Source organism: Nocardioides marinquilinus, from assembly GCF_039543705.1.
In the GTDB taxonomy this organism is placed as follows: domain Bacteria; phylum Actinomycetota; class Actinomycetes; order Propionibacteriales; family Nocardioidaceae; genus Nocardioides; species Nocardioides marinquilinus.
Window position 1 is genome coordinate 336,548 of record NZ_BAABKG010000004.1, and the last position, 25,276, is coordinate 361,823.

Below are 25,276 nucleotides of genomic sequence, written 5' to 3' on the forward strand. Positions count from 1 at the left end.
CACGGCCGAGCCTCGAGACCGCGCACGGACGACGTCGACGTCCGGGAGGCTGCTACTGCTTGGGCTCGATGAGGGCGCAGGTGATGCGTGAGGTGCAGACGCGGCGTCCGGCGTCGTCGCTGATGACGATCTCCCACGAGGCCATCGAGCGGCCGAGGTGCAGCGGGGTGGCGACGCCGGTGACCAGGCCGGACGTCGCGGAGCGGTGGTGGGTGGCGTTGATGTCGACGCCGACCGCGATCTTGCCGAGGCCGCGCGCGTGCATCGCCGAGCCGACCGAGCCGAGGCTCTCGGCCAGCACGACCGACGCGCCGCCGTGCAGCAGGCCGAAGGGCTGCTGGTTGCCCTCGACCGGCATGGTCGCGACCAGCCGGTCGGGGGACGCCTCGAGGATCTCGATGCCGAGCTTCTCGTTCAACGGGCCCATCGGCAGGCCGCCCGGGGCCACCTGGTCGTCACTCTGGTTCTCGCTCACCGACCCATTCTCACCGCGCGTCGGGCTGTCGGTGGCGGCGGCTAGGTTGTCGGGCGTGAGCCAGTCCGTCACCGACGCCGCCAGCCCGCCCCGCCTGCTGCTGGTCGACGGGCACTCCCTGGCCTACCGCGCGTTCTTCGCGCTCCCGGTCGAGAACTTCTCCACCACCACGGGCCAGCACACCAACGCCGTCTTCGGCTTCACCTCGATGCTCATCAACATGATGCGCGACGAGAAGCCGACGCACCTCGCGGTCGCCTTCGACGTCTCGCGCCAGACCTTCCGCATGGACGAGTACGCCGAGTACAAGGCCAAGCGCAACAAGAGCCCCGACGAGTTCAGCAGCCAGCTGCCGCTGATCGAGGAGGTGCTCGACGCGCTGCGGGTGCCGTTCCTGAAGAAGCCCGGCTACGAGGCCGATGACATCATCGCCACGCTCACCACCCAGGCCCTCGACCAGGGCATGGAGGTGCTGATCCTCTCCGGCGACCGCGACGCGCTGCAGCTGGTCACCGATCGCTCCACGCTGCTCTACCCCTCGCGCGGGGTCTCCGAGATGTGGCGCATGACGCCCGAGAAGGTCGAGGAGCGCTACGGCGTCCCGCCCGACCGCTACCCCGAGCTGGCCGCCATCGTCGGCGAGACCTCCGACAACCTGCCCGGCGTCCCCGGCGTGGGCCAGGGGTTCGCGGCGCGGTGGCTCAACCAGTTCGACGGCCTCGACAACGTCATCGCCCACGCCGACCAGATCGGCGGAAAGAAGGGCGAGGCGCTGCGCGAGCACCTCGGCGACGTCATCCGCAACCGCCGGCTCAACGCGCTGGTGCGTGACCTCGACCTCGAGGTCGGCCCGGCCGACCTCGCCCGCCAGGCGTGGGACCGGCAGGAGGTGCACACCCTCTTCGACGGGCTGGAGTTCCGGGTGCTGCGCAACCGGCTCTTCGAGGAGGTCGACTCGGTCGAAGAGCTCGACGAGAGCGGCTTCGAGCTGGTCGGGCAGACCCTCGAGCCGGGCACGGTCGCCGCGTGGGTCGCCGAGCTGGGCGAGGAGCGCACCGGCCTGCACGTGCGCGGCAGCTGGGGCAGCGGCACCGGCAGCGTGGACGGCATCGGGCTGGCCACCGCCACCGGCCGCTCGGCCTACGTCGACGTCGCCACGCTCACCCCCGACGACGACGCGGCGCTCGCCGCGTGGCTGGCCGACCCGGCCAAGCCGAAGGTCTTCCACGACGCCAAGGGCCCCGAGCTGGCCCTGGCGGCCCACGGCTGGCGGCTGGCCGGCGTCGTCAGCGACACCGCGCTGGCGGCCTACCTGGCGCGGCCCGACCAGCGCTCCTACGACCTCGCCGACCTCACCGTGCGCTACCTCAAGCGCGAGCTGAAGCAGGAGCAGGCCGAGAGCGAGCAGGGTCTGCTGTTCGACGAGGGCACCGACGTCGCGAGCCCGGCCATGCTGCACGCGCGCGCCGTCCTCGACCTCGCCGAGGCGCTCGACGAGCAGCTCGACGAGCGCGGCGGCGCGGCGCTGCTGGCCGCCGTCGAGCTGCCGCTGGTGCACCTGCTGGCCCGCATGGAGCAGACCGGCATCGCCGTCGACGTCGAGCACCTCGAGCGGCTGCAGGCCGAGTTCGACACCGAGGTGCGCGCCGCGGCCGAGGCCGCCTACGCCGCCATCGGCAAGGAGATCAACCTCGGCTCGCCCAAGCAGCTGCAGACCGTGCTGTTCGACGAGCTGCAGATGCCGAAGACCAAGCGCACCAAGACCGGCTACACCACCGACGCCGACGCGCTGGCCGGGCTCTACGCCAAGACCGACCACCCGTTCCTGGCGCACCTGCTGCGCCACCGCGACGTCATCCGCCTGCGCCAGACCATCGAGGGCCTGCTCAAGACCGTCGCGCCCGACGGTCGCATCCACACCACGTTCAACCAGACCATCGCGGCCACCGGGCGCCTGTCGAGCACCGAGCCCAACCTGCAGAACATCCCGATCCGCACCGAGGAGGGACGCCGCATCCGCGAGGCGTTCGTGGTGGGGCCGGCCGGCGAGAGCCTGATGACGGCCGACTACAGCCAGATCGAGATGCGCATCATGGCGCACCTGTCCACCGACGAGCTGCTCATCGAGGCGTTCAAGTCGGGCCGCGACTTCCACTCCATCACCGCCTCGCGGGTCTTCGACGTGCCCGCCGACGAGGTCACCGTCGAGATGCGGGCCAAGATCAAGGCGATGAACTACGGCCTGGCCTACGGGCTGTCGGCCTTCGGCCTCGGCCAGCAGCTCGGCATCGACCCGAGCGAGGCGCGCGGGCTGATGGAGGAGTACTTCGAGACCTTCGGCGGCATCCGCGACTACCTGCAGGGCGTGGTGGCGCAGGCCCGTCGCGACGACTACACCGAGACCATCATGGGTCGCCGCCGCTACCTGCCCGACCTCAACTCCGACAACCGGCAGCGCCGCGAGATGGCCGAGCGCATGGCGCTCAACGCCCCCATCCAGGGCTCGGCCGCCGACCTGATCAAGGTGGCGATGCTGCACACGCAGCGCGCGATCGACGAGCAGGGCCTCGCCTCCACCATGCTGCTCCAGGTGCACGACGAGCTCGTCTTCGAGGTCGCGCCGGGGGAGTCGGAGACCCTCGAGGCGCTGGTGCGCGAGCAGATGGGCGCCGCCGCCGACCTGCTCGTCCCCCTCGACGTCTCCGTCGGCACCGGCCACTCCTGGCACGCCGCCGCCCACTAGTCCTCTGGTCGCTCCGGGCCGGCCGGTGCCGCCCCCTCGCTTCATCGTCGAGGGCTGCCGCCGGTCTGGGCTGGCGAGGGGTCCAGCACCCGGGCCGGCCCTCCGCTCCGTGCGCCGTGTGGCCGAGTGCTGCCGTGGTCGGGGCGCCCACGTGTGGTCGGGAGGCCTCGCCCAAGTCGCCCTCGCCGCCCCCGCCGTCGTCGATGGTCGTCGAGCGAGCGGCGCGACCGCCCCTCGACAGGCTCAGGAACCGTGGGGTCGCGACCCGCGTGTCGAGACGCCGGGAGGTCAACGGCCAGGCTCCCGGCGCCGTGGCGTGGTGATCGGGTGCTCGTTGAGTGTCACCCCCTCGTGTCATCGTCACGGGCTGCCGCCGGTGGGCCGCACCTGCGCTCCGTGCGCCGCGGGGTCGGGAGCTGCTGTGGTCGGGGCGCACACGTGGGGTCGGGCTTGCGAGCGTGCGCCGTCGTCGCGCCGTCGTCGATGGTCGTCGAGCGAGCGGCGCGCGTGACGCCGACCCGTCTGGGCGGTTCGGCCCCACCACCCGCCCGATACCTGGTTGCATCCTCCTCGTGGACGCCGGGGGGACGACGTGGCGCGCCCATGCGGCCGTCCCGGGTCAGCAACGCGGCCGGGTGGCCGCCGTCGACGGGCTGCGGGGCGTCGCCGCGCTGAGCGTCGTGCTCATCCACGCCGTGGGTCGCACCGACCGGCCTGGTCTGGGCGTCCACCTGCTCGGCACGATGCTGATGTTCGTGCTGTCGGGCTACCTGCTCGCCCGCCCCTGGACGCGGTGGGCGATCGGTCGGGCCGTCCGGCCGTCCGTGCGCGTCTTCGCCCGGCGGCGGGTGCTGCGGCTGTGGCCGGCCTACCTCGTCGTGCTGGCCGTGCTCGTCGTCCTGCACCCGCCGGCGCGGCCCGCGGACGGCGGGTCGTGGCTGCGCGCGCTGACGCTCACCACCGGGCTGCACCCCGACGGTGCCCCGGTCGGCTACCAGCAGACCTGGACCCTCGCGGTCGAGCTCGCCTGGTACGTCGTGCTGCCGGTGCTCGGGATCGGCCTGGCCCTCGCCGCCCGGGGCCACGAGCCGCGGCGGGCGGTGTGGCTGGTCGCCGCCGTCCTGGCCTCCTCGGTCGTGGTCTCGGTGGCGTGGCGCTGGCACCTGGTGTCCTCCGACGCCTCGCCGCGCGCCGTCGAGGCGCAGTGGCTGCCCGCGTTCGCGGTCTGCTTCGGGGCGGGTGCCCTGCTCGCCCACCTCGCCGACGCAGAGCGGGACGGGCTGGTGCGGCTGGCCGGCGTCCGGGCGCTGCTGGTGCGGCCGTGGCCGGTGGCGCTCGTGCTCGTGGTCGCGGCGACGCTGAGCACGTCGTCGCTCGCCGGGCCCGACCGGTTCGGCCAGGCCGACCCGCTGCAGCGACAGCTCGTCTTCGCCTGCGCGCTGCTGATCGCGGTGGTGCTGCTGGTCGCCGCGGTGCTCGGTCCTGCGGGCGGGCCGGTCGACCGCGTGCTCACCGCCCGGTGGCTCACCGCCATCGGCCGCTGGTCGTACGGCGTCTACCTGTGGCACGTGCCCGTCATCGTGCTGCTGGTGCCGCACGCCCCGTGGCGCACCGGTCTCGCCGGCGTCCTGGCCTGGGTGGCGGTGGTGCTGGCCGTCAGCGTCGCGCTGGGCGCGGCCACGTGGGTGCTGGTCGAGCGACCGTGCCTGGCGTGGTCGCGGCGTCCTGCCGCCGGGCGCCACCGGGCGACGTCGAGCCGGGTGCCCCGCCGGGCCGGCGCGCCTCAGTCGTCTCAGTCGTCGTCGGCGGCCGCGTGGGCCGCGTGGCCGCCCCGCAGCAGCACGACGCCGAGCAGCGCCACGAAGAGCACCGCGTTGACGGCGAGCACCACGGTCAGCAGTCCCTCCACCGAGCCGACCAGGGTGGCCGCCAACACCGGCAGCGCCGCGAGCGCCAGCCACAGCAGCAGCACCGCGCGACCGCCCTCTCTGGCCAGCAGGGCGTAGACCAGCAGCTGGATCATCGAGAGCAGCGTGCCGAGGATGGCGAAGAGCCACAGCTCACCACGCACCTCGGCGTAGTCGTCGCCGCCGACGAAGATCAGCGCGACGTCACTGAGCAGGTAGGCCGCCAGCACGCCGACCGCCCCCAGCGCGGCGACCAGCACCAGGCTGAGCCGCAGGGCGCGCTGGCGGTCAGCGCCGGTCGACATCGACGGGAACGCGAGCACCACGACGAACTGCGGGAGGAACAGCACTGCCTTGGTGAGGATCAGCCCGCCCGCGTAGAGCCCGGAGTCGTGGTCGTCGAGCAGGTTGCGGGCGATGATCACGTCGATGTTGGTGACGGCGAAGAACGCCAGCAGCGCCTGGCTGTTGCGCAGCGACTCGCGCACCAACGACCGGGTGCCGTGGTCGGTGTCGCTCGGGGCGTGGTCGCCACCGAGGCGGTGACGCAGCGCGTAGACGCCGACGGCGACCGGGGCCAGCGCGCCGACGAGGACGCCGACCACCGCGGTCAGCTCCTCGGGTCGCCAGAGGATGAGGGCCGAGCCGACCGCAAGCCGCGGGACGCCGGCCGCGACGTAGAGCAGCGCCAGCGACGTCCACCGCCGCTCGCCCTGCAGCGTGCCGGCCAGCCCGCCCATGACGGTCAGCGGCACCGCGATCAGGCCGACCAGCACGGCCGTGCCGACGCTCTCGAGCCGCAGCAGCTCGTTGACGAGCGGCGCGGCGAGCACCAGCACCGCCCCCAGGCCGAGGGCGGCGCGCCACGTGACCCGGCGGACGCCGTCCTCGACGGCGGCCACGTCGCCCGGCGCGGCAGCGATGCGCCGCGCGGCGGTGGCCTGCAGCGCGAGCGAGGCCACGCTGATGACCAGCAGCAGGTTCATCACGGCGGCCAGCGCGCCGTACTGCTGGGGTCCGAGCGCCCGCGCCGCCACGATCTGGAAGCCGTAGGTGGCGATGTTCATGACGCCGATCGCCACCGCGATCGCCGCCCCGCCGCGCGGATCGTCGCGCACCCGGGACGCCGGAGCCCCCGCCCGCCCGGTGGGCGTGGCGGGGTTCTGGTCTGGCACGCAGGGGAGTGTGGCACGGGGCTCGAGGGCCGCCGGCGGAGGGACCGCACCCGCCGGCCCGCGCGCCGCGGCCCTCAGAACGGGTCGTCGGGACCGTCGTGGCCCAGGCGCCGGGCCAGGGCCGCCAAGCGGAGACGCAGCAGCACCTTGACCACCAGGTTGCGCAGGAACCACGGCAGAGGCACGACGGCGCGCGCGCGATCGCGCAGGGTGGGGCGGGCGTGCTCGAGGACGGCCAGCGAGCCCGTCCGGCCGACGTAGCGCAGCCTCGAGGTGGTCAGCAGCACGCGCAGCAGGCCGAGGGTCACGCCGAGCGAGGAGTAGGCGTCGTGCACCAGCAGCCGACCGAGCGGCACCAGGTGCCGCTCCCACCGCAGGTCGGCGACGACGGAGAGGTAGTCGTGCTTGCCGTCGACGTAGACGACCGCGACGGGCTCGTGCCAGCCGGCCAGCACCTCACGCCCGGTGGCGACCCGCAGGTCGACCCGGTGGGCGACCCCGGCGGAGGCGAGGTGCTCGCGACACCGCGCCTCGGTGTCCTCGAGCCCGTACCGCCAGTCGGGGCCGAACGGGTCGACGGCGGTGAGCACGGCGCCCTCGGGCAATGCGGTGGCCAGGGTGACGGTGGAACGCCCGAGGTGGCTGCCGATCTCGACCACCCGCGCACCGGGGCCGGCCGCCAGGGCCGCGTCGTGCAGCACGCCCGCCTGCTCGTGCGTCAGCCAGCCTGGAATGGCGTCGACCGTCGGCCACACGGCGTCGAAGGGGGTCGGAATGCTTGTCATCTCGGTCCAGGTCGCGGGCGGCCAGCATAGGGTGTGCGCCGTGGCTGAGCGCAGCGCCTGGGGCCGGGCGGCGGCGCGGTCGGCCTGGGCGGCCTGGGCGGCGTGGCCGTTGCTGCTGGCCGTCGTCCTGCTCGCTCCACTGTTGGTCTCGGGTGGGATCCCGCTGGCCCGGGACCTCGTCTTCGTGCCGCGGCAGCCGTTCAGCGACGCGGTGTTGGGCCTGACCGACGGCTCGCCGCGCGCCGTGCCGCTCGACGCCGTGGTGAGCCTGCTGACCCTGCTCGTCGACGGCGAGGTGCTGGCGCGGCTCGTGCTGCCTCTCTCCGTCGCCCTGGCGGGCTGGGGCGTGCTCCGCGTCCTCGCCGGTTGGGGCACGGCCCCGCGCCTGGCCGCGAGCGCGATGGCGGTGTGGAACCCCTTCGTCGTCGAGCGGCTCGCGCTGGGGCAGTGGGCCCTGCTGCTCGCCTACGGCTGCCTGCCGTGGATCGCCGTGGCGGCCACCCGGCACCGTCGTGACGGTGCCGCGCGTGACGGGGCGGCGGCCCTGGCCTGGACGGCGCTCGCCTCGTTGACGCCGACCGGGGGGCTGCTGGCCCTCGCCACCCTCCTCGCCTGCGGCGCGCGCCGCTCCCGCCCGGCGACGGTGGTCGGCCTGGTCGGCGTGCTGCTGCAGGCGCCGTGGGTCGTGGCGGCCCTGCTGAGCGGCGCCGGTGTCTCCGACCCCGCCGGTGTGGCCGCCTTCGCGCCCGATACCGAGGCCGCGAGCGGGCCGGTGGTGGCGCTGCTCGGCCTCGGCGGCATCTGGGACGCCGCCGCCGAGCCCGCCACCCGCACCACGTGGGTGGCCGTGGCAGCCGCGGTGATCGTCGTGATGGTCGTGGCGGTGGGCTGGCCGCGGCTGCACCGCGCCTGGTCGCGCGACCTGGTGCGACCGACGGTCGTGGCCGCGGCCGGCGCGGCCCTCGCGCTGCTGAGCGCGGTCGGTCCCGGGCAGGAGGTGCTGCGGTGGGCCGTCGAGACGGTGCCCGGTGCCGGGCTGCTGCGCGACGGGCAGAAGCTGCTCGCGCCCGCCGTCCTGCTCGTGGCCGTGGCGCTGGGCGGCGCCGTGGCCCGCGTGGAGGCCTGGCTCGCGGACCGCGACGCCGACGTCAGGCGGGCGGCCCTGCTGCCGTTGCTGGCGGCGCCGGTCGTGCTGCTGCCCGACGCCACGACGGTCACCTGGCCGACGGTCGAACCGGTCGTCGTGCCCGCCGACCTGCGCGAGGCCGTCACCGTGGTCGACGGGACGCCGGACGACGAGCTCGTCGTGACGCTGCCGTGGCGCTCCTACCGCTCGGTCGGCTGGGGCAACGGGCTCACGGCCTCCGACCCGATGACGCGGTGGAGCAGCGCCCGGGTCGTGACCGACGACGACCTCGTGGTGGGCTCGACGGCGGTCGAGGGCGAGAGCGCCGTCGCCTCGCGCGTCGACGCGGCGCTGTCGGGCGGCGCTGGCCCCGAGCGGCTCGGTGGGCTCGGAGTCGGTCGCGTGGTGGTCTACCGCGACGCGCCCGGTGCCGACGAGGTCGACGTCGCCGGGCTGTCCCTGATCTTCGAGGGGCCGCACGTGGCGGTCTACGCGGTGCCCGACCCGAGACCGGTGCCGCCGGTCGGAGGGGCGCGCCGGGCGGCCGTCGTCGGTGCGCACCTCGGGTTCGGCGTCATCGCCCTCGGCTGCCTCGCGGTGGCCCGGCGGCGCCGCACCGCAGGTGCGTCAGACGCGAGGGCCCGACGGGTCTCGGCCGGGCGTCGTCCGGTGTAGGGTCGGGCTCGAATCGAGGAGGTCGTTGTGGTGAAGAGCGTGACGGTGCTGCTGGCACCGCTCGTCGGCGCTGTGCTCGCCGTCGTGGTGATGTTCGGTCTGATCTGGTCGCAGACCAAGGCCCCCGACACCAACCCGGTCTCGCAGAGCAGCATCGAGCAGTACGGCAACTAGCCCCGGCTGCGCTCTGACGCCGCCTCGTTCAGCACGCCCTCGACGACGTCGGTCGTCGCGCCCCACGTGAGTCCGTGAGCCTTGACGCGCGCCGCCTCGCCCATCCGGTCCCGCAGCCGGCCGTCGTCGAGCAGCCGACGTGTCGCCGCCGTGAGGCCGTCGACGCCCGACGGCCCGGGCACGAGGAGGCCGGTCACGCCGTCGTCGATGGACTCCGTGACGCCGCCGGCGTCGTCGAAGGCGATGCTCGGGGTGCCCTGGGCGCCGGCCTCGGTGATGGCCAGGCACCACCCCTCCTTCACCGAGGGGACGAGCGTCAGCCACGCCTGCGCCAGCAGCCGGTCACGCTCCGCCGCGTCGACGTGACCGTGGAAGGTGACGCGACCGGCGACGCCGAGCCGGGCGGCGGCGTCCTCGAGCGGCTCGCGCCACCAGCCCTCACCGACCAGGTCGAGCCCGAGGTCGGGCCGCTCGTCGGCGAGGCGGGCGAGCACCTCGAGGGCCATGTCGATGCGCTTGTGCGGCACGAGGCGGGCCAGCACGCACAGCCGCGGTGCCGCCGAGGGCGCCGCAGGACTCGTGACGGCGGGGCGGGCATCGGGCGTGACGACGAGGCCGTTGCGGGCGACCGCGATGCTCGCTCCTGCGACGCCGAGCGACACCAGGTCGCGGGCGGTGGCGGCCGAGACGGCCACGAACCGGCACTGCCGGTACAGCCGCGGCGTCACCCGGCTCTCGACGAACCAGCCCGCCCGGCCACCGAGTCCGGGGTAGATGATGTGCCACTGCTGCTCGTGCAGGTGGTGCACCAGCGCCACCACGCCGCGTCGGCGCACCAGGGGAGCGGCGAAGGGCAGGCCGTTGACGACGTCGACCACGACGTCGACGGAGCGGCGGCGTCGCAGGAGCCAGCCCAGGGCGCGTGGGTAGACGGTGAGCCGGCCGCCGGTGCGGTGGATCGTCATGCCGTCGCGCTGCTCGCGCCGTGGCGCCGTTCCGTGGCGGGCGCACACGACGTCGACCCGGTGCCCGCGCCGCGCCAGCTCGGCGGCCACCGACTCGACGTAGACCTCCGATCCGCCGCCGTCGGGGTGCGTCGTGTCGCGCCAGGTGAGGAAGGCGATCCGCACGTCAGCCGCCGGCCGCGACGCCGGAACGCTCGAGCAGGCTGCGGCACAGCGGGAGGTCGAGCGTCGCGACGTCCTCGAGACGGACGCCGAGCCGCTCGGCGGCGTCGTCCGAGGTGCCGTCGACGAGGTCGGTGGGGTGGCTGATCCAGTCGTCGTCGATGTAGGTCGAGCTGACGTAGCCGACGAAGCCGCCCGCGCTGCCGGTGACCTGCCAGGCGCCGAGCTCGGTCAGGTTGCGCAGCGTCACCTGCAGGTAGCCCTCCGGCGGCAGGGAGACCCAGGCGCCGCCCGCCTCGCCGTCGGGGTCGCGCAGCACCACGCGGAGCTGCTCGTCGTCGTCGACCTCGAGCAGCACCCGCTGCTGGGTCTGCGGCACCTCGAACAACAGCATCCGTCCGGCGCGGAGGGTGCCGTCAGCCCTGACCCGCACGGCCACGTCGCGCGACTGCACGGTCAGCCACGGCTCGTAGGCGTCACCGGTGTTGAGGTACCACGCGTCGCAGTCACCGCGGATGGCGAGGTCGTCGGTGCGACCGCCCTCGGGGAGGCCGGTGACGGTGCCGACCAGGTCGGCCTGGGCGTCAGGCGAGACGCGCTGCTGCCAGGCCAGGTAGTCGCGGAGCGTCGTCCCTCGCGCGGCGGTGGCGAGCGAGGCGGTGCCGATGGCGAGCTGGGCGAGCACGGCGAAGACCGTCAGCACCGCGGCGAGGGCGACGGCGGGCACCCGCCCGGGCCGCCACCGGCCGACCAGTCGGACGACGAGGGCCGTGCCGACCGCGCCGCCGAGCACGAGCGCGGGCACGAACTCCGTGGTGTACCGGGTGGCGTAGTAGCCGTAACCCATGACGCCGCCGGTGATGAGGATGCCGGCGAGCATCGGGGCGCGGAAGGCCCGCGCGCCCACGGGGGCCCACCGGCCGAGGAGCACCAGCACGGTCACGATCGTGAGCAGCATCAGCAGCGGCATGAACGCCGTCGCGCTGCCGGTGCGGTAGGCCTGGTCGACGAAAGCGCCGTTGTAGGCCTGGGCCGGCTCGGCCGGGAGGGTGATGAACGGGAAGTAGTCGACGAACCGGATGCCGTCCGGCCGCAGGTAGGCCATGAACGAGGTCGTGAAGAACTGTGGTCCGGTGAGGCCGCCGCCGTTGGCGTCGAGCGCGGCCTGGCGGTGGTCGTTCAGCTGGGTCCAGACCTGGTCCTGCAGCGGGAACAGCAGCGGGTGCCCGAACTTGTAGACGTTGAGCGCGATCGAGGCGGCGAGCGGGACGGCGCCCGCGGTGAGCACGCCCCACCACGCCGTCCGGTGGCCTGCGGTGCTCGGTCGGAACCGCATCCAGAGGGCGACGCCGATCACGGTGAGGCACAGGGCCCAGCCCTCCGTGGCGCGGGTGCCGACCGCGACGAGGGCGAAGAAGCCGAGCCAGCGGGCGGCGTACCAGCTGGGCTCGATGACGACGCGGGTGAGCCAGTACAGCGCGCCGACGGCGGAGGCGACCGCCCACAGGTAGACCTCGTGGTAGACCCACGGCAGCGCCGCGTCGTAGGTCAGGAACGTGCCGCCCGAGGCCGCGGCGAGGAAGATCCCGACCAGGGTGGCGCCGGTACGGGTCACCTCGTCGCTCTCGGTGACCCGGGCGAGGGCCAGCCAGGCGAGCTTGGTCAGCATCACCGCGAAGACGACGTAGGCGATCGCCATCGAGACCAGCGTGAGCCGGCCGTCGAACTCGTTCGTCGTCATCAGCACCGGCAGCCGCAGCACCGCCGGGAACGGCGGGAAGTACATGAAGGTCTGGTCGCCGCGGACGAAGCCCTCGATGCCCATGCTGCCGTCGGGCACCGCGATGCTGCCGTCCAGGAGGGCGCGGCCCTGCAGGTCGTAGACGCCGGAGTAGAAGCCCGAGGCGAGCGCGGTCCGGCCGAGGTCGCGGCCGAAGCCGAGCAGGATGACGGCGAAGGCGAGACCACCGGTCCCCAGCCCGGCGGCGGTGCTGATGATCACCCGGCGCCGATGGTGGGGTGGTGTCACGTGGTGACCAGTCGGTAGAGGAACTGGTAGCCGAACATCCGCGGCCACCAGCGCACCAGCGCGTCGTCCACCTTGCCGAGCCGTTGCGCGGCGGGGCTGCCGTCGCGGCCGTTCTCGGCCCCGCCGAGCAGCGAGTCGAAGGGGGTGCCCACCACGGTCGACTCGACGATGCGCAACCCGCAGTCGTCGAAGAGCCGCTCGATGGTGGTGCGGGTGAAGAAGCGGATGTGGCCGCGGTCGAGTGGACCGCGCTGGTCGTAGTCGAACTTGCCGACCGCGATCCGGCCCCGCGGGTACCAGTGGCCGAAGTTCGGCACCGAGACCAGCACCTCGCCGCCGGGCGCGAGCCGCGCGACCAGGCCGCTCAGCAGCTCTTGCGGCTCCATCACGTGCTCGAGGATGTCGCCGGCGACGATCACGTCGTACTCACGCTCGAGCGAGGCGGGCAGCGGCTGGTTCAGGTCGGCCTCGACGAAGGTGTCGACCCGGTCGGCCACGCCGTCGTGCTTCATGCGGTCCAGGCCGGTGACGTGGTGGCCCAGGCGGCGCACCAGGTCGGCGAAGCGACCGTCGAAGCAGCCCGCGTCGAGCACACGCAGCGGCTCGCGGCCACGCAGCCAGTCGAGCAGGACGCCGTGCGACCCGGTCGCCTTGAACTCGTACAGGTCGCTCTCGGACGACGCGACGCCGCCCCCGAAGCCGCGCTCGTTGGCCCAGTGCTTCGCGACGTCCAGGGAGACGTCGCGGGCGTAGCGCAGGCCGTCGACGTAACAGATCTCGTCGCCGTAGTAGGTGGGGATCGGCACCTCGAGGATCCGCTTGTCGGCGCGGATCAGCCCCAGGATGATCTCGGTGTCGAAGTCGAACCCGTTCGAGTACGACTCGAGGTCGAGGTCGGCGAGGGCATCGGTGCGGTAGGCGCGGTAGCCGGAGTGCCACTCGGTGAGCTGCTGGCCGGTCAGCGCGTTCTGGAACCGGGTGAGGATGCGGTTGCCGACCAGCTTGTACATCGGCATGCCGCCGGCACGGGCGGCGCCGCGGTGCATCATCCGCGACCCGAAGACCGCGTCCGCCTCGCCGCGGAGCAGCGGAGCGACGAGGTCCTCGATGTGCTCAGGGGCGTACTGGCCGTCGCCGTGGAGCAGCACGACGGCGTCCAGGCCGTGCTCGAGCGCCCAGCGGTAGCCGGCCTTCTGGTTGCCGCCGTAGCCCAGGTTGCGCTCGTGGCGCACCACGGTGACCGGGAAGGGCGAGGTGTCGCGGAAGCGCATGCCCACGGCGTAGGTGTCGTCGGCGCTGGCGTCGTCGCAGACGAGCACGTGGTCGACGGTCTCGGCGAACCCCGCGGGGATGCGGGCGAGCGTGCGGGCCAGCGTCGCCGACGCGTTGTAGGCCACGACCAGGACCCCCACACGGGGTTGGTCGGTCAGCGACCCACGGGCGTGCGTCGGCGCGGTCATCAGGTGCTCCCTCCCTGGCATGCCTGAGGCCGCGCCGCCCTCGCGGTCGGCCACGGCCTCCAGATCCGGGGGAGCATAACCCGGTCCACCGACCCGCCCGGGGGCAATCGGGGCAGGCGCCCGGACGCGCCGTCGTCGGGTGGCATGATGCGCGCCATGACGCAGGTGCTGGAGCTGGTCGACATGGCTTCGCTGCTCGACGATCTCGACGGCAAGGCCGCGAGCTACCGCAGCGCAGAGCCCTTCCCGCACATCGTCCTCGACGACGTGCTGACCTCCGAGGCCTTCGCCGCCGCGGTGCGTGACTTCCCGGCGATCCGCGACGAGTTCTGGCGCGGCTACCTGCACGTCAACGAGACCAAGTACGCCAACACCCAGCCCGATACCTGGGCGCCGAGCATCCGCTCGCTGGCCGAGGCGTTCTGCACGCCGGAGTTCGTCGACTTCCTGCAGCGCCTCACCGGCATCGACGACCTGATCGCCGACTTCACCATGGACGGCGGCGGCCTGCACCAGACGCTGCGCGACGGCCACCTCAACATCCACGCCGACTTCACCACCCACCACACCCACCAGGACTGGGCGCGGCGGGTCAACATCCTGCTGTACCTGAACGAGGAGTGGCCGGAGGAGTGGGGTGGCCAGCTGCAGCTGTGGGACAAGGACATGCAGGCCTGCCAGGCCACGGTGACGCCCCGCGGCAACCGCATGCTGATCTTCACCACGACGGTCGACAGCTTCCACGGCCATCCCGAGGGCCTGACCTGCCCGCCCGACCAGGCCCGCCGGTCGCTGGCGATGTACTACTTCACCCGCGAGGACGCACCGGTGCGTCGTGCGACGAACTACCGCGCCCGGCCCGACGAGAAGGGCTTCAAGCGCGCCGCGATCACCGCCGACCGCTGGCTGGTGGCCGGCTACGACCGGCTGCGCCGGCGGGTCGGTGACACGGACGTCGCCCAGCGGGCCCTGACCCGCCTGGCCCGGCTCCGCGGAAAGAGGCGGTGACCGCCCGCACCTGGCCTGCGGTCGACCGGTTCCGGTCGTCGTGGCGGCGCCGTCCGGCGTGGCCCGAGGTCGTGCTCGGCGTCGGCGTCCTGGTCCAGGGCGTCATCGCGCTGGTGGTCGGCAGCCGCGGCTGGTTCAGCGGCGACGTCATCCACTACTTCACCGAGCGCGGCGGACTGCCCGGCGGCACGGAGGGCCTCAACGAGCCGCACGCCGGCCACTGGCAGCCCGTGCTGATCGCGGTCTACCGCGTGATGTTCGAGCTCTTCGGGCTGCGCACCTACCTGCCCTACCTCGCGCTGACGGTGCTGGTGCACCTCGCGGTCGTGGTGCTGCTCTACGCCATCCTGGTGCGGCTCGGCCTGAACCGCTGGACCGCCCTGGTGGCGGCGCTGCTGGTGCTCACCTACGGCTCGGGCTCGGAGGCCTTCCTCGTCGAGGCGCCCGTGGCGCTCACCGCGGCGCTCGCCCTGGGCCTCGTCACCCTGCACGTGCTGATCGGCGGTGACTTCTCCGCCAGGAGCGTCCTGGTCGGCAACCTCGTGCTGCTGGTCGCGGTGATGCTCTCCATCGGAGGCGTGGTGGCCGCGGTGTGGGTGGGCTGCTTCGCCCTGGCGCGGGGCTGGCGGACGATGCTCGCCACCGTCGCGCTGCCCGCCGTGAGCTTCGTGACCTGGTACCTCCTCGCCGGGCGCGGCGGCGACCGGCTCTACATCCGCGGCGCGGAGTGGCTGGAGGTGCCCGAGGCGGCCGCCACCCTGCTCGCGCAGCCCTTCGGCGACGTCGTCCTGGCGCCGAACCTGGGGGCGACGCTGCTCGTGGGTGCCGTGGTGGGTGCGCTGGTCGGCGCCGCCCGAGCCCCCCGGTTGGCCGCCCTCGGGCTGGCGGGGCTGCTCGCGGCCGCGGTGCACGCCGTCCTCAGCTCGGTGGCGCAGGTGCCGTTCGGTGACGCGCAGGTGCTGACGAGCCGCTACCGCTACGTCGTGCTGGTGCTGCTCGTGCCGGCCGCCGCCCTGGCCGTGCAGGTGGTGATCGACGCCGTCTCCCCGCGCGTGCCGGACGCCTCCCGGCGCATCCTGGCGGTCGGCGCGGCCGCGCTCGCGCTCGGCGTGCTGGTCAATGCCGCCGTCGACCAGCGCACGACCGCTCGGCTCGTCGGCGACGCCGGCGACCTCGGCCAGACCCTGCTGCGTGGCACCCTCGCGGCGGTCTCCACCGGCGAGGTCCCCATCAATGACGCCACCCGCGGCGAGTACTTCAGCGGCTTCGACCTCGCCCGCCTCACCGAGCCGGAGGCGCAGTCCGAGATCCCGGCCTACGAGGTCGACCAGGCCGACCGCATCGCGGCCGAGTCGCGCTTCTTCGTCCGGGTCAGCGACGAGCCGCTCGCCGAGGACCCCGACATTGAGCCGCCGCTCGACCCGGCGTCCATGCTGCCGTCCCGCCTGGAGTCGCTGTCCTTCACGACCCCGCTCGAGCAGGGCCCCGGCTGCGGCCGCTACCTCGCGACGTCCGGGACGCCGTCGTTGCGGGTCACCAGCTACCAGGGCGCGGCGATCACCGTGACCAGCCGGGCCGGCACCGTGACCACCACGCTGGTGCGCGACGACCTCGGCGTGCGCGGCGACCCGCAGACCTGGGACGTCGACCCCGGCGACACGCTCTCGATCGCCACCACCGCGCAGGTGGTCACGCTCGAGGTCGGCTTCGACTCCGGGGACTACTTCGAGATCTGCGCCGGCTGAGTCGCGCGCGCGTCGCCGGTGTCGCCGGTGTCGCCGGCAGCGGGTGACTCCTCCCGCCGCCACCGGGGGTGGTCGAGCATCCGGCCGACGCGCCGCTCGACGAGGTAGTGGCTGGCGGCGCACGCCACCGCGGTGAGCGCGAAGCCGAGCAGGGCCCGGGGCACCCACCCCCACTCCGGCACGTTGCGCGCGACGGCGGCGAAGACGGGGTAGTGCCACACGTAGATCGGCAGCGAGTTGCGACCCAGGAAGACCAGGGGGGCAGCGGTCAGGACCCGCGGGCTGCGGGCCCCCAGCGCGAGCGCGCCGACCAGCAGCGCGAGGTCGATCTCGAACAGGGTGACGCCCCAGTGCAGGAAGCGCTGGTCGTGCGAGCAGTACCAGGCGAGGAGCGGCGCCGCCGCGAGGGCAGTCGTCGCGACGATCGTCAGGCTGCGGGGGCGCAGCTCGGTGCGGGCCAGGTGGGCGACGACGAGCGCGGTGAGGACGCCGGCGACGAAGGCATCGATGCGCGCCGTCGTGCGCAGCAGCACGAGCAGCTCGGGCTCGATGCCCGAGACGTGCACGCGCCACCAGGTGAAGAGCAGCAGCAGCCCGGTCAGGGTGACGGCGAGCCAGCCCGGACGACGCCGCAGCAGGTAGATGACGACGGCGCAGAACAGGAACGCCTGCATGTCGACCGAGAGGTACCAGAGGTGCCCGAGGTCCCACCGGGCCGCGGCGAGGTCGTCCTGCAGGAACCAGTTCCAGGTGTAGGTCACCACGTGCCACACCGATTCGGCGTTGGTGCGGCTGCTGAAGGTGTCGTCGCCGTCGAAGGCGCCGACGAGCAGGACGGCGGGCAGCACGACGAGCGTGATCGGGGCGACCCGCAGCACCCGCCTGACCGTCGTCCGGCCGATGCGCGCCCGCGCCAGGCCGTGGGCCGCCAGCGAGCGGTAGGTGAGGAACCCGGCGGCGAAGAGGAAGACCGTGACGGCGAAGTTGCCGTTGCGGAACAGGATGCGCAGGCCGTCGTTGCCGTCGATGGTCTCGGTCGGCCACAGCAGCCAGCCGTGCGAGACCACCACGAGCAGGATCGCGACGCCCCGGAGGCCGTCGAGCCCCGTCAGCCGGCTGCGGGTCCCGGGCCGGTCGCCGTCGCCCGTCGTCGCAGCGTCGACACGGGCGCGCGGGTCGGCGTCCTCGCCCCTGGTCTCCGCAGCCATGGCGGCGACTGTAGTGGCGACCCGTCGGCCGCCGCCGGGCCTCGCCCGAGGTGCGCCCACGACGCGCCTTGGTGATCGTGTGTGACGGCGACCACGAACCGGCTCCGACGTTGCTAGGGTGCGTCGGACTTGAGGGATCCTTGGGAGGGGCGCTCGTGCGATCGAAGCTGAGCCTGGCCGCGTTGGTGGTCGGCATGTTTCTGCTGGTGACGGCGGTTCTCGCCCAGGTGTGGGCGTCGTCCGCCCTGCTGAAGGTGCCGTTGGACACCGACAGCACCACCAGGCTCGCCGGCACGGCGGTGGTCGGCGGCGAGGAGACCCCCGTCAAGGCCTACAGCTACACCCGGGTCGACTCGGCGAAGTCGACCGACGACGTCGTGGTGTGGGAGACGTTCTCCTGCCTGGTCAAGGACGTCGGCGAGGTCGACGGCTGCGTCGAGGCGAACGACCCCGACGACCGGCTCATCACCGCGGGGAGCGACGCCTTTGCCAGCGACCGCACCACGGGCGAGGCCGTCAACGACCCCGACGTCGCACCGGCCGGGGCCGAGCAGAAGACCGGCCTCATCAACAAGTGGCCGTTCGAGGCCGAGAAGAAGTCCTACCAGTACTGGGACAGCGTGATGGGCCAGGCCGTGCAGGCCGACTACGACCGCACCGAGACCCTCCAGGGGCTCGACGTCTACGTCTACACCGTCGCCGTCGACGACGCGCCGGTCCAGCTCACCGAGGACATCGACGGCACCTACACCGACCGCAAGGAGATCTGGATCGAGCCGCTCACCGGCTCGATCGTCAACCAGACCGACCAGCAGGAGCGGGTCGACTCCGACGGCAACCCCTTCATCTCCGTCGACATCGCGTTCACGGATGAGGAGGTCACCGAGTCGGTCGACGAGGCGAAGTCGAACGTCTCCAAGCTCAACCTCGTGCGCAAGACGGTGCCGATCATCGGCTACGTGGTCGGCATCCCGCTGCTGCTCGTCGGCGTCGCGCTCTCGCTGCTCGCCCGCCGCGAGGAGCAGCAGCCCAGCGAGGACGACGAGCGCACCGGCGTCTCGGTCTAGGACGAGGCCCGACGACATCAGCACCGCCGCCGTTCCCATGACGCCGGACGCCCTCGGAGCCGACGACGTCGCGTGGTTCGCCTCCACCTTCGAGCGGGTCGTCGCGAACGTCGAGCAGGCGTTGCTCGGCAAGCGCCACGTCGTCCGGATGTCGCTGTCGTGCCTGGTGACCGGCGGTCACCTGCTGCTCGAGGACCTGCCCGGCACCGGCAAGACGATGCTCGCCCGGTCGATGGCGAAGTCGCTCGACTGCAGCTTCGCCCGCATCCAGTTCACGCCCGACCTGCTCCCGTCCGACGTCACCGGGGTGACGGTCTACGACCAGGGGCGCGGCGAGTTCCGGTTCCACCCCGGACCGGTCTTCCACAGCGTGCTGCTGGCCGACGAGATCAACCGTGCCTCGCCCAAGACCCAGGCCGCGCTCCTGGAGGCGATGGAGGAGGGGCACGTCACCGTCGACGGTGAGACCCACGACCTGGGCGAGCCGTTCGTCGTGATCGCAACCCAGAACCCGATCGAGCAGGCCGGCACCTACCAGCTGCCCGAGGCCCAGCTCGACCGGTTCCTGATGCGCACCAGCGTCGGCCACCCCGGGCCCGAGGCCACCGAAGAGCTGCTGCTGGCATCGCGCATCCGCGACCGGGCGGCCGGCCTCACCCCGGTGGCCGGCACCGCCGACGTGCTGCGCATGCGGTCCCTGGCCGACCTGGTGCACGTCGACCGCGCCATCGTCACCTACGTGCGCATGGTGGCCGAGGCCTCCCGCGAGGCCGACGACGTCCGGCTCGGCATCTCCTCGCGCGGCTGCCTTGCCTGGGTGCGGTCCGCCCGCACCTGGGCGCTCGCCGAGGGCCGCGGGCACGTCGTGCCCGAGGACGTCGAGACCGTGGCGCACGAGGTGCTCTGCCACCGGCTGCTGCTGCAGCCCGAGGCGCTCTTCGGTGGCGCATCGGTGACCGAGGTGGTCGACTCGCTGCTCGGGCGGGTGGCGGCGCCGCGCCGTCGTGCCTGACGACGTCGGTCCCGCCGTCGGCGGCGAGCGTCGACGGATCGGAGGCCGGGCCGCGGTCGGTGTGCTGACCCCGCTGGGTCGGGCCGTGCTGCCGTGCGGCGCTCTCGTGCTCTCCCTCGGGCTGTGGCTCGCCTGGCAGGAGTTCGTGGTCTTCGGCACCGTGGCCGTCACGCTCGTCGTGCTCGGCGTCGTGTGGGTGTGCCTGCCGGGCCAGCCGCGGGCCGAGCTGCAGGTGGGCCCCCGGCGCGTGCAGGACGGCGGCGGCGTCCCGACGGCCGAGCTCGAGGTGCACGCGGGCGCGCTGCCGCTGCTCGGGGCACGCTTCGAGGTGCCCTACGGTGCGACGTCCGCGGTGGTCGCGGTGCCCTTCCTGGCACCCTTCGCGACCCTGACCCGCGCCGTCGAGCTGCCCGCCAGGCCGCGGGGCGTCTACCGCGCCGGCCCGGTCCGCTACGTGCGGGCCGACCCGGTCAGGCTCACGCGTCGCGGCGTCGAGGTCTCGACCGGGCAGACCGTGCTGGTGCGACCGCGCACGCGCGACGTGCCGGGGTTCGCCACCGGCCTCAGCAACGACCTCGAGGGCAGCGCCAGCGAGCAGCTGTCCATGAGCGATCTCGCCTTCCACGCCCTGCGCGAGTACGCCCCCGGCGACGACCTGCGCCACGTGCACTGGCGGTCGTCGGCGAAGACGTCGCGGCTGCAGGTGCGTCAGTACCACACCACGCGACGCGGGCACGTGACCGTGCTGGTCGACCACGAGCCGGCGTCCTACCGCGGCAGCGCCGAGTTCGAGCTGGCCGTCTCCATCGCGGCCTCGCTGGCGCTGCGCGCCACCCGTGACGACCTCGAGGTCTACCTGCGCTGTGGCGACGAGGTGGTGACCGGGCGGGTGGCCGACGCCGTCCTCGACCGCACCTGCGCGTTCACCCGCCAGGCCGGTGACTACCGCGCGGTCGCGGCCGCGGCGGCCACCGCGGTCGCGGCGACCGGGCTGGTGGTGCAGGTGACCGGGTCCGGGCGGGCGCCGTCCGAGCTGCGTGGCGCCGCGTCGTCCTTCCACCGCGACGTCTCGCGCATGAGCGTCGTGGCCGATCCCTCCGCGGCGGCCCGGTCGAGCGAGGTCCGCGCCGAGCGCGAGGTGGTCGCCGCGGGCCTCGCCCAGCTGCCCGGACTGCTCGCGATGGGACGCCGATGACCACCGCGCGCGGGGCGCTGCTCGACGCCGTGATGGTGCTGGTGACCACAGGCGTCGTCTTGAGCGTCCTCGACGTCACCTTCGCCTCACGCGGCTACCTGGTGGTGGGGCTCGCGCCCGTCGTCCTCGCGGTGGTGCTGGCGGCGTGGCTCGCCCGGGTCGAGCACGGCGGCTGGTTCTACGCGGTGGCGATGATCCTGCTCTACGCCCCCGTCGGGGCGCTCGTCGCGCTGAAGGACCCCGGCGACTACGTCGTGCCGTCGACCTCGACGACGGGTCGGGTGCTCGGCGAGACGCCGACGGCGCCGCTCGACCTCGTCAGCACGCTGCCGCCGGTGGTGGCCGACGGCACCGTGATGCTGGTGCCGTTCGCGATCGGCTACCTCGCCGGCGGGACGGCGGCCTGGCTCGCCCTGGGCACGCGGCGTCCGTTCGTGCCGGCCGTCCCGGTGCTGGTGGGGCTCGCGGCGGCCATCTTCGTGGGCAGCTCGGCGCCGGGCTCGCTCCTGCTGCGGGCCGGGGTCGTCGCGGTGCTGTGCCTGTGGTGGGCCGCGGTGCGCCAGGAGCGGGTCGTCGCGCGCCGGCCGGGCGACCGCTCGCCGTTCGCGCAGCTGGTGGTGGCGGCGCTGACGATCGGGGTCGTGTCCACGGTCGTCACCAGCGTCCTGCCGGTGGCCGACGCGACCGACCGCGTCGTGCTGCGAGGGCGGGCCGCCGAGCGCGTCGACACCGCCGACGTCTCCGACCCCTGGTCGCTGCACGGTGCCGGACGCCGCGAGCTGCTGCGGGCGACCGGCGTCCCACGTGGCACGCCGGTGCGCTTCGCGGCCCTCGACCAGTACGACGGCACGGCGTGGGTCGCCGCCGAGCGCTCGCCTGGCGACGCCGCCGAAGGCACCTTCCAGCGCGTCGGTGGCAGCATCACGCCGCTCACCGACGGCGACGAGGTCACGGTCGAGGTGCGGATCCGGCCGGGCTACCGCAGTGACTGGCTGCCCACCGTGGGCGAGCTGACGAGCCTCGAGCTCGACTACACCGGCGGGCGCACCCTGATCGATCAGGTGCGCTACAACCAGTCGACCGGCACGGCCCTCGTCGTCGACGGCGTCGACCCGCGCGACCGCTACACGCTGACCGCGGTGCTGCCCGAGACCCGATGGAGCCCCTCGACCCGCGCGGCCGAGATCGACGGCGACCAGCGGCAGCCGGCCGGTCGCGCGCTCGACCGCTACCTGCGCCCGTTCGAGCGGCTGCGCACCGACCCGATGCAGCGCCTGGTCACGTTCATGCGCTACTTGCGCACCAACGGGCTGGTGCGCCTCGACGGCGCCTCGCCCCAGACCACCGACGACCTCGGTCGCGACTTCCTGGGGGCGCGTCGGGTCGTGGGCACGCCGCACCAGTACACCGCCCTGGTCGCGCTGGCCGCCTCACGGCTCGACGTCCCGGCGCGCCTGGTCGTCGGTGCCTACCCCGACCGTCGCGGCCGCGTCGCCGAGACCGATGTCGAGTCGTGGGTCGAGGTGCAGGTCGACGACGGCACCTGGCGGATCATCCGGCAGCCGAGCTACCTCGGCTCGCGCTCGATCGGACCGGAGCAGCCGGCGCAGGAGGACCCGCCGGCGACGCCGCCCGACGACTGGCTGCGCGACCAACGCGACCCGCGGCTGCCCGACCCGGCCGCCACCCCCGACGCGGCCGACGAGCCCGGGCTCGGCAGCGCGCTCCGCACCACGGGGCTCGCGCTCGCCGGCGTCCTGCTGCTCGGCGTGGTGCTGGTGCCGCTGGTCAAGCTGATGCGACGTCGCCGGCGCCGCCGCGCGGGCTGGCCGATGGTCTACGTGCACGCGTGGCAGGAGGTCGTGGACGCCGCCCGCGACAGCGGCCGGCCCGTGCCCGAGCACCTCGGTCGGCTCGCCCAGGCCCGTCGGCTCGGCACCGGCCTGGAGCTCGCGCGCGCCGCCGACGTCGCGGTGTTCGCGCCGGACCCGACCGCCGACCACGCCCAGCAGGCCTTCTGGGACGCCGCCCAGGCCGAGCGTCGCGCCGTCCTCGCCGCGGCGCCGCTGCCGCGCCGGCTGACCGCCTCGCTGCACCCCGGCTCCCTCGTCTCTGCCTGGGCGAGCCGGCGCCCGCGGGGGGTTCCTGCGGGTGTCGCGGGGTCGTAGCGTGCGACGGGTGCACCAGATCCGACGTCGTCGTCCGTTGCTCCGCACGCTGAGCGCCGCCACCGTCGCGGCACTCGCCGTCACCCTGCTCGCGCCGCTCGCGGCGTCGCGAGCGGCGTCCCCGCCGGCGGCCCCGCCACCGGCGGCGGCCGAGCCGGCCCGGGCCTGTCCGCAGCTCGAGCTCGCCGACCGGTGGTACGGCGACGTCGGCGAGCGGCTGCAGCGCGTCATCGACGACGTCGGCCGCTGCTCGGGCCCGGTGAAGGGCAACCCGGTCGCGGTCTTCGACTGGGACAACACGATGATCAAGAACGACATCAGCGACCAGACGACGTTCTGGCTGATCCGCCAGGGCCTCGTGCTGCAGCCCCGCCGCAAGGACTGGACGACGACCAACCGCTGGCTCACCCCGGCCGCCGCGAAGGCGCTGCGCCGGGCCTGCGGTCCGCTCGCGCCGGCGGGGGAGCGGCTGCCCACCGGACGCCGCACGCCCCAGGCGATCCGGTGCGCCGACGAGATCCTCTCGATGCGCCTGGAGCAGACCACGACCGACGGCAAGCCCGGCTTCGCGGGCCGCTACGACCACCGCCACCTCAACGCCGGCTACATCTGGATGGCGCAGCTGATGGCCGGTCGCACGCCGAAGCAGGTCAAGCGCATCGCACGCGACGCCCGGCGCGTCGCGCTGTCGTCGCCGAAGGGCGCGACGTGGCGGGTGGGCAGCACGCGCCAGATCCGGTGGGTGCGCTACTACCAGCCGCAGCGCGACCTGATCCGCACGCTGAAGGCTGCCGGCATCACGCCGTGGGTCGTCAGCGCCTCGCCCGACCTGTGGGCCAAGGTGTGGTCGCCCGGCGCCGGCGTCCCCGCGCGCCACACCATCGGCATCCGCACCGTGCTGCGCAACGGCCGCGTGACGCCGGACCTGCTCGGCTGCGGCGGCTACCGCGACGGCAACCAGCGGATCATGCCGTACGTGCAGGGCAAGCGCTGCTGGGTGAACCAGGAGATCCTCGGCATCCAGGGCAAGGCTGCGCTGCGCCTCGCCCCGAAGCGGCTGCGGCCGGTGATCGCCGGCGGCGACGCCTCGACCGACGTGGTCATGGTGCGTGACGCCACCCGCGCGCACATCGTGCTCAACCGCAACAGCAACGAGATCATGTGCCGGGCGTTCTTCCGCGGCCGCTACGGCGCCGACGGCAAGTGGCTGGTGACCCCGATGTTCATCGACCCGCTGCCGAAGCTCGACGGGCGCTACCCGTGCTCCACCGAGGGCGCCGAGCAGCGGGACGGCAGCTTCGGCCCGGTCCGCCGGCGCGGCGGCGTCGTCCCCGACCAGCCCGACCGGGTGCACGGCTGACCCGACAGGCACGCCGACGCCCCCGTCGACCGCGCTCGCGGACGGCGGGGGCGTCGTCGTGCCGAGGCTCAGGCCTCGCAGGCGGTCCCGTCGCCGTCGCGGTCCAGGCTGCGGTGGTTGACGGCGTAGACACGCTTGGCGCGCTTGCCGAAGGCCGGGCGGCCGTAGCCGTCGCGCACCTGCTTGGCCGCGGCTGCCCTGCTCTTGGCGACGCCGTGCTTGTAGTCGCGGTGCAGCGCGTCGCAGTTGGAGTAGCCGAGCCCGCCCGCCTCGCTGGGGGAGGCGACGGCCACGGCGACGGCGGTGGTGGACAGGGTCAGGACGGCGGCCGCGATCGCGGCGGGGATCTTGTTCACGCCGCGGACCGTAGGTCGCGAGCCGGGGGACCAGGTCGCGTTTCGCCGCCCGTTCACCCCTGGGGACGGGTCTGTCGCCAACCGCCTGCGCGGCGTCCGGAATCGTGCTGGGCACCGCACCGGGGGCGGGGACGACGAAGGCCCCCGGCCTGCGGCTGCAGATCGGGGGCCTCGGTGACTGGTGGGCGATACTGGGTTTGAACCAGTGACCTCTTCCGTGTCAAGGAAGCGCGCTACCGCTGCGCCAATCGCCCGGGGTGGTGCTGTGGAGCTGTGCGTGGAGGTGGGTACGGGATTTGAACCCGTGTAGACGGATTTGCAGTCCGTTGCCTCGCCTCTCGGCCAACCCACCATGGTTCCAGGCTGGAGGCCGGGACACTGACCTCTCCGAGCGGACAACGAGACTCGAACTCGCGACCTCAACCTTGGCAAGGTTGCGCTCTACCAACTGAGCTATGTCCGCCTGCGGCACGGTTGCGTG

General features: G+C 73.7%; 18 protein-coding genes, 3 tRNA genes and 1 pseudogene. 11 read left to right on the forward strand and 11 right to left on the reverse strand.

What is annotated here, in order from left to right; all coding sequences use genetic code 11:
* Positions 1–52: 52 nt before the first annotated feature.
* Positions 53–475 (reverse strand): hotdog fold thioesterase, encoded by a 423-nt coding sequence (locus ABEA04_RS17010; protein ID WP_345461299.1) that lies wholly within the window; start codon positions 473–475, stop codon positions 53–55.
* A gap of 55 nt (positions 476–530) precedes the next feature.
* Between ABEA04_RS17010 and polA the strand changes: the two genes are divergently transcribed.
* Positions 531–3,218: a DNA polymerase I gene (gene polA, locus ABEA04_RS17015; RefSeq protein WP_345461302.1), complete on the forward strand. Its 2,688-nt coding sequence runs from the start codon at positions 531–533 to the stop codon at positions 3,216–3,218.
* Between the two features lie 635 nt (positions 3,219–3,853).
* Positions 3,854–4,876: pseudogene (locus ABEA04_RS17020) on the forward strand (acyltransferase family protein); the annotation flags it as partial.
* A gap of 134 nt (positions 4,877–5,010) precedes the next feature.
* On the opposite strand, the gene ABEA04_RS17025 reads toward ABEA04_RS17020, so the two are convergent.
* Together ABEA04_RS17025 and ABEA04_RS17030 are read right to left on the reverse strand one after the other, a co-directional pair.
* Positions 5,011–6,300, reverse strand: a complete 1,290-nt coding sequence (locus ABEA04_RS17025) for a lipopolysaccharide biosynthesis protein (protein WP_425577045.1) — start codon at positions 6,298–6,300, stop codon at positions 5,011–5,013.
* A gap of 74 nt (positions 6,301–6,374) precedes the next feature.
* The gene (locus tag ABEA04_RS17030; RefSeq protein ID WP_345461308.1) at positions 6,375–7,085 is read right to left on the reverse strand and encodes an O-methyltransferase; all 711 of its coding nucleotides are present in this window, start codon (positions 7,083–7,085) and stop codon (positions 6,375–6,377) included.
* Positions 7,086–7,125: 40 nt separating this feature from the next.
* Here ABEA04_RS17030 and ABEA04_RS17035 point away from each other — a divergent pair, with 40 nt between their 5' ends.
* Positions 7,126–8,886 carry an MmpA family trehalose lipid delivery protein gene (locus ABEA04_RS17035; RefSeq protein WP_345461311.1) on the forward strand — a complete coding sequence of 587 codons (1,761 nt, stop codon included), beginning with the start codon at positions 7,126–7,128 and terminating at the stop codon, positions 8,884–8,886.
* Between the two features lie 30 nt (positions 8,887–8,916).
* Complete coding sequence (locus ABEA04_RS17040; protein WP_345461315.1) at positions 8,917–9,060, forward strand: hypothetical protein; 144 nt, start codon at positions 8,917–8,919, stop codon at positions 9,058–9,060.
* Here ABEA04_RS17040 and ABEA04_RS17045 read toward each other — a convergent pair.
* The 3 genes from ABEA04_RS17045 to ABEA04_RS17055 are packed head-to-tail and all read right to left on the reverse strand — an operon-like array spanning position 9,057 to position 13,676.
* Positions 9,057–10,190 (reverse strand): glycosyltransferase family 4 protein, encoded by a 1,134-nt coding sequence (locus tag ABEA04_RS17045; RefSeq protein WP_345461318.1) that lies wholly within the window; start codon positions 10,188–10,190, stop codon positions 9,057–9,059. The two genes, ABEA04_RS17040 and ABEA04_RS17045, sit on opposite strands and share 4 nt — an antisense overlap.
* Position 10,191: 1 nt before the next feature.
* Complete coding sequence (locus ABEA04_RS17050; RefSeq protein WP_345461321.1) at positions 10,192–12,189, reverse strand: hypothetical protein; 1,998 nt, start codon at positions 12,187–12,189, stop codon at positions 10,192–10,194.
* Between the two features lie 23 nt (positions 12,190–12,212).
* The gene (locus tag ABEA04_RS17055; protein WP_345461324.1) at positions 12,213–13,676 is read right to left on the reverse strand and encodes a glycosyltransferase; all 1,464 of its coding nucleotides are present in this window, start codon (positions 13,674–13,676) and stop codon (positions 12,213–12,215) included.
* A 156-nt stretch (positions 13,677–13,832) separates the two neighbouring features.
* On the opposite strand from ABEA04_RS17055, the gene ABEA04_RS17060 reads away from it, so the two are divergent.
* Positions 13,833–14,684: a 2OG-Fe(II) oxygenase gene (locus ABEA04_RS17060; protein WP_345461326.1), complete on the forward strand. Its 852-nt coding sequence runs from the start codon at positions 13,833–13,835 to the stop codon at positions 14,682–14,684.
* On the forward strand, positions 14,681–16,429 hold the full coding sequence (locus tag ABEA04_RS17065) for a hypothetical protein (RefSeq protein WP_345461329.1): 1,749 nt from the start codon (positions 14,681–14,683) through the stop codon (positions 16,427–16,429). The genes ABEA04_RS17060 and ABEA04_RS17065 overlap by 4 nt, the downstream gene beginning before the upstream one ends.
* Here ABEA04_RS17065 and ABEA04_RS17070 read toward each other — a convergent pair.
* Complete coding sequence (locus tag ABEA04_RS17070) at positions 16,405–17,637, reverse strand: acyltransferase family protein (protein WP_345461332.1); 1,233 nt, start codon at positions 17,635–17,637, stop codon at positions 16,405–16,407. The genes ABEA04_RS17065 and ABEA04_RS17070 overlap by 25 nt on opposite strands.
* Before the next feature lie 155 nt (positions 17,638–17,792).
* On the opposite strand from ABEA04_RS17070, the gene pgfA reads away from it, so the two are divergent.
* From pgfA to ABEA04_RS17095, 5 genes are all read left to right on the forward strand, one after another.
* Positions 17,793–18,704 (forward strand): cell envelope lipid trafficking protein PgfA, encoded by a 912-nt coding sequence (gene pgfA, locus ABEA04_RS17075; protein WP_345461335.1) that lies wholly within the window; start codon positions 17,793–17,795, stop codon positions 18,702–18,704.
* Positions 18,705–18,741: 37 nt separating this feature from the next.
* Positions 18,742–19,716 (forward strand): AAA family ATPase, encoded by a 975-nt coding sequence (locus ABEA04_RS17080; protein WP_345461338.1) that lies wholly within the window; start codon positions 18,742–18,744, stop codon positions 19,714–19,716.
* Between the two features lie 61 nt (positions 19,717–19,777).
* Entirely contained in the window at positions 19,778–20,911 is a 1,134-nt protein-coding gene (locus tag ABEA04_RS17085; protein ID WP_345461341.1) for a DUF58 domain-containing protein, read from the forward strand.
* Positions 20,908–23,079 carry a transglutaminaseTgpA domain-containing protein gene (locus ABEA04_RS17090; RefSeq protein ID WP_345461344.1) on the forward strand — a complete coding sequence of 724 codons (2,172 nt, stop codon included), beginning with the start codon at positions 20,908–20,910 and terminating at the stop codon, positions 23,077–23,079. Before ABEA04_RS17085 ends, ABEA04_RS17090 begins: the two co-directional genes overlap by 4 nt.
* 10 nt (positions 23,080–23,089) lie before the next feature.
* The gene (locus tag ABEA04_RS17095; protein ID WP_345461347.1) at positions 23,090–24,439 is read left to right on the forward strand and encodes an HAD family hydrolase; all 1,350 of its coding nucleotides are present in this window, start codon (positions 23,090–23,092) and stop codon (positions 24,437–24,439) included.
* A gap of 68 nt (positions 24,440–24,507) precedes the next feature.
* Here ABEA04_RS17095 and ABEA04_RS17100 read toward each other — a convergent pair whose 3' ends face one another.
* The 4 genes from ABEA04_RS17100 to ABEA04_RS17115 form a co-directional block, all read right to left on the reverse strand.
* The gene (locus ABEA04_RS17100; RefSeq protein ID WP_345461350.1) at positions 24,508–24,795 is read right to left on the reverse strand and encodes an excalibur calcium-binding domain-containing protein; all 288 of its coding nucleotides are present in this window, start codon (positions 24,793–24,795) and stop codon (positions 24,508–24,510) included.
* Between the two features lie 179 nt (positions 24,796–24,974).
* Positions 24,975–25,049 (reverse strand) — tRNA-Val (locus tag ABEA04_RS17105).
* Between the two features lie 24 nt (positions 25,050–25,073).
* Positions 25,074–25,147, reverse strand: a tRNA-Cys gene (locus ABEA04_RS17110).
* Positions 25,148–25,185: 38 nt separating this feature from the next.
* Positions 25,186–25,258 (reverse strand) — tRNA-Gly (locus ABEA04_RS17115).
* Positions 25,259–25,276: the final 18 nt, after the last annotated feature.

Bases quoted from the DNA above. Each gene is read 5' to 3' on its own strand.
- ABEA04_RS17030 (WP_345461308.1), bottom strand. From the start codon at position 7,085: ATGACAAGCATTCCGACCCCCTTCGACGCCGTGTGGCCGACGGTCGAC.
- ABEA04_RS17060 (WP_345461326.1), top strand. From the start codon at position 13,833: ATGACGCAGGTGCTGGAGCTGGTCGACATGGCTTCGCTGCTCGACGAT.
- ABEA04_RS17070 (WP_345461332.1), bottom strand. From the start codon at position 17,637: ATGGCTGCGGAGACCAGGGGCGAGGACGCCGACCCGCGCGCCCGTGTC.
- ABEA04_RS17055 (WP_345461324.1), bottom strand. From the start codon at position 13,676: ATGACCGCGCCGACGCACGCCCGTGGGTCGCTGACCGACCAACCCCGT.
- ABEA04_RS17090 (WP_345461344.1), top strand. From the start codon at position 20,908: ATGACCACCGCGCGCGGGGCGCTGCTCGACGCCGTGATGGTGCTGGTG.
- ABEA04_RS17080 (WP_345461338.1), top strand. From the start codon at position 18,742: ATGACGCCGGACGCCCTCGGAGCCGACGACGTCGCGTGGTTCGCCTCC.